Source organism: Collinsella sp. TM05-37, assembly GCF_003436455.1.
GTDB lineage: Bacteria > Actinomycetota > Coriobacteriia > Coriobacteriales > Coriobacteriaceae > Collinsella.
This window is the reverse complement of sequence record NZ_QSPN01000030.1, coordinates 1-3,613: the sequence shown is the minus strand read 5'-3', so window position 1 is coordinate 3,613 and position 3,613 is coordinate 1. Positions and strand designations below refer to the sequence as shown.

5 protein-coding genes are annotated in these 3,613 nt (G+C 57.1%); all 5 read left to right on the top strand.

The window, feature by feature from the left end; all coding sequences use genetic code 11:
- Window positions 1–426 precede the first annotated feature (426 nt).
- The 5 genes from mobV (at window position 427) to DXD48_RS09855 (ending at window position 3,219) form a co-directional block, all read left to right on the top strand.
- Window positions 427–1,497: a MobV family relaxase gene (gene mobV, locus DXD48_RS09875; protein WP_158548983.1), complete on the top strand. Its 1,071-nt coding sequence runs from the start codon at window positions 427–429 to the stop codon at window positions 1,495–1,497.
- On the top strand, window positions 1,451–1,840 hold the full coding sequence (locus DXD48_RS09870) for a hypothetical protein (RefSeq protein WP_117565054.1): 390 nt from the start codon (window positions 1,451–1,453) through the stop codon (window positions 1,838–1,840). The genes mobV and DXD48_RS09870 overlap by 47 nt, the downstream gene beginning before the upstream one ends.
- Before the next feature lie 149 nt (window positions 1,841–1,989).
- On the top strand, window positions 1,990–2,130 hold the full coding sequence (locus DXD48_RS10295) for a hypothetical protein (protein WP_233514993.1): 141 nt from the start codon (window positions 1,990–1,992) through the stop codon (window positions 2,128–2,130).
- A gap of 25 nt (window positions 2,131–2,155) precedes the next feature.
- The gene (locus DXD48_RS09860) at window positions 2,156–2,383 is read left to right on the top strand and encodes a type II toxin-antitoxin system RelE/ParE family toxin (RefSeq protein ID WP_154270956.1); all 228 of its coding nucleotides are present in this window, start codon (window positions 2,156–2,158) and stop codon (window positions 2,381–2,383) included.
- A 200-nt stretch (window positions 2,384–2,583) separates the two neighbouring features.
- Window positions 2,584–3,219 (top strand): replication protein, encoded by a 636-nt coding sequence (locus DXD48_RS09855; protein ID WP_117565052.1) that lies wholly within the window; start codon window positions 2,584–2,586, stop codon window positions 3,217–3,219.
- Window positions 3,220–3,613 lie beyond the last annotated feature (394 nt).

The window sequence follows — 3,613 nt, the reverse complement described above, 5'->3', positions numbered from 1 at the left end:
GGCTCGGCCGGCAATTGTGCCGCCTACCTGCTATAACGACTTGTCGCGGTGGCCCATTTAAGGGGCCACCGCTTAACAAAGTGCCATACAAAAAGGTTCGGAAGGTTCGGAAAAGGTTCGGAGGGTTCGGGATGGAGTTCCGAACCCTTTTTCACGTATGTGGAATCACTTTTCGCATACGTAGCCAAGCCGCCGAACGAGGGCGGCGCGGAGCAGACGGGCAAAGACGTGAGCCGCCTTAGGCGAACGGCGCCCGACTGCGGAGGGGGTCGCAGGGGCAGCGCCCCCGCGGGGTCGAGGGGCTGGCCCCCGCCCGACCAATCCGCAGGATTGGTATTACGGGTCTTATACCAAATGCTACTTTTGTCCCCTGCCATATGGCGAAATGCTCGGACGGGCACTCTAGACCACGACAAGGAGGTCTGGATGTTCAGTTCAGCATCAATCCGCAAGGGCAAGAAATCGGCAATCGGGTCCTACGACCAGGAGCAAACTCGGGTCATGGGCGAGGGCCAAGAGGAATGGCAGAACCCGAACATCGACACGGAAATGCCCAGGGCGCACGCGCTGATCGTTGTCGAGAACAAGTACGGCGGCTCGGTTAAGGACGCGATTCTGGGCCGCATCGCCGAAGCCGGGGTGAAGCGCAAAGTCCGAAACGACGCCGTCACGCACCTGACCACGTTCGCCACGATGCCCGATTACTCAAGACGCTCGGAGCAGGAGCGCGAGCAGTTCGCGGAACTGTTCAAATCATTCCTGGAGAAGAAATACGGCGAGGGCAACGTCGTCGATATGCGCTGGCATTTCGACGAGACCACGCCGCACTTGCACGCGACGGTCGTCCCAATCACCTCGGACGGTCGCCTGTGCGCCAAAGAGCTGTTCAAGCCAACCAAAAAAAGCATGGAGCAGTGGCAGAAAGACTATTACGGCCAAGTTGCGGTCAAGTTCCACTATTCCATGCCCGACTTCGGCCATTCGGCTAAGAAGGGCTATACGAAAGAGACAAAGGCCACTCGCAAGCAATTGGAGTGCGTTCAAGGCAAGAAAGAGACAGCTGAACAAGACCTTGCGCAGCTTGAAGCGCAGGTCGAGCAGGTCAAGGCGCGAAATCGAGGACTTGTGGAAGAAGGTCGAGAGCTTGGAGAGCGAGCGCGATGCCTTGAGGAAGAAGTCGAGGGACTTAGAAGCCACGTTAGCCGCCTTGAAGCGGCTATCGGGGCTGTGAGTGAGGCTTTAGCGGCAGTTCCCGCCGCGCTCGATATGGCGGCGCACAGGGTGGCTGAGGGCTTTAAACGGGCGATGAGAGCGGTTCAGGATGGACTGCTCGCCCAGCAGCTCGAACTTCTGGAGCAGCTGCTTAAACCCGAGCCAGAGCCCGAGCCCGAGCCCGAGCAGGAATGGACCCTTGACGACATGATTGAGAATTATTCGGAGGATTTTGGAAATGGCAGTTTTGGAAGTATTCGGCAGGAAAACGATCACGATTTATGAGACGAGCGACGTCGGCAAGGGCGTTGTGCTGGGAATCGAGCCGTTGCCGCCAGCACACGACCTCGTCCACAAGGAGAGGTTTTTACTTAAATTCGGCAATAGACTTCTCGGTGAAGTTTCCGACAAATTCGATGATCCAATGAATCTCGAAATCGGCCAGGCGCTTTCGGCAGTCGGCGAACTTGCCGGATGGGATCGCGTGACCCTCAACGGCTCGACAATCTGGGAGTCCGCCGCCGTCCGCGCGGCCAAGGCCGAGCTCGCAAAAGCCAAGAAAAAGGCCAAGGAAGATGCCGCCAAAAAGGCCGAGAAGGAAGCGGAGAAGAAAGCTGAAGAAGCGTGACCTGCGATGATGTGATACAGTAGTACATGTACTACACATAAAGGAGGTACGGCATGGCTACCGCAGTCACTTCAATGAGGATTCCAACAGACCTGAACGAACGATACAGCAGGCTTGCGAAGGAAACTGGCAGGTCAAGGAGCTTTTACGTGAACGAAGCCCTGCAGGAAGCTATCGATCGATTTGAGTACGAGTACGGCATTCTCAAGGACATCGAGGACTATCGCGCAGGCAGGCTTGAGACCTACAGCATCGATGAGGTGAGGGCTCACTGTGGCCTGGCGAATTGATTTCACGAGGAACGCCGACAAGGCGATGCGCAAGCTTGACAAGGGCGTTGCTGCCAGGGTGTTCGACGAGCTGGACGAGATAGCGAAGCTCGAAGACCCCCGCAGCAGGGGCAAGGCCCTGACTGGAAACTTGGCAGGCGTTTGGCGCTACAGAGTCGGAGACTATCGAATACTGTGCGACATCAATGACGGCAGGCTCGTCATTCTCGTTGTCGATGTGGCGCACAGGCGCGAGGTCTACAAGCGCAGATAAAAAACGCCCGCCCGGCCTAGCCAGGCGGGCGGGTGCGTGCGGTACAATGGCTAAAGCAACGGGGATTAGGCCCCCCGATGCGACGAAGAACGAGGTCGTAGCTCGTCAACGCCACCATGTCCGGCACCATCATATCAATTTGTACCCGGAGAATGGTGAAGAACGCGAGTTGATGACCTCCCGAGCCGGGAGGTTTTTTCATGCCATACGCAGACCCTGAAAAGCAAAAAGAAGCCCAGCGGCGCTATGAAGAAAAGAAGCGCAAGGGCAAGCAACGTAAGATCTGGTGGGCCTATCTCTATGAAGACAGCGCTCCGGATAACTTTCTAGATCTAATCCGCGAAAGCGGCTACGAGGGCTTGGCCATGAAACATGACCGAGACACTACGGCGGCAGGCGAGGTCAAGGAATCGCACTGGCATATTGTCGTGCGTTTCTCGCATGCCGTGCAGGCCAAAGAGGCCAAGGAGGTCCTGACCTCGTTCGGATGCAAAGAAAAGTCGGTCCAATATCGAGACAGCTGGACTGCGGTGGCGCGGTACCTATGCCATCTCGACGACCCGAACAAATTTCAGTACGACCCGGCTGACGTGGTCGAATTCGGTGGAGCGGATTATCTTGATGCAATAAATCGGTCTGCCGATAAGTACCGCATCGTCGCCGAGATGTGCACTTGGTGCAAGGAGAATGAGGTCTACAGCTTCAACAAGCTCGTCGATTACGCCCGTGACGAAAACCTCGAGTGGTTCATGGCGCTCTGCGACAACTGCGCGATCTTCATGCGTGAATACCTCAAATCCTATAGGTATGACATTCTCGAAGGCAACGCCGACTAGCCGAGGACGCGGGTGCATGAGGGCCGCGTAGGCCCTCATCAGAGGGAGCGAAGCGACCGTGCTCTGGACGATGCGCGGGCGGTTCAACAGCGCTGGAACGGCGTTGCCAAAACAACGACGGTGCGCTGGCATCGCTTTCCTTGACCTGATTTGGGAGCCGTAAGGCTCCCATTTTTTTGGCACGGAGTGCCAAAACATCGAGCAGAGTTGACTTTGGGATGGGGCCAGGGGAGACATTCCGAACCCGCAGGGTTCGGAATACTGCGTCCCTCCCCTGGAGTCCCGAACCCCGAACCCTGAACCCTTGGGCATCAAAGGGGGTCTGGGGGCGCAGCCCACAGATTGCCGGCTCGGCCGGCAATTGTGCCGCCTACCTGCTATAACGACTTGTCGC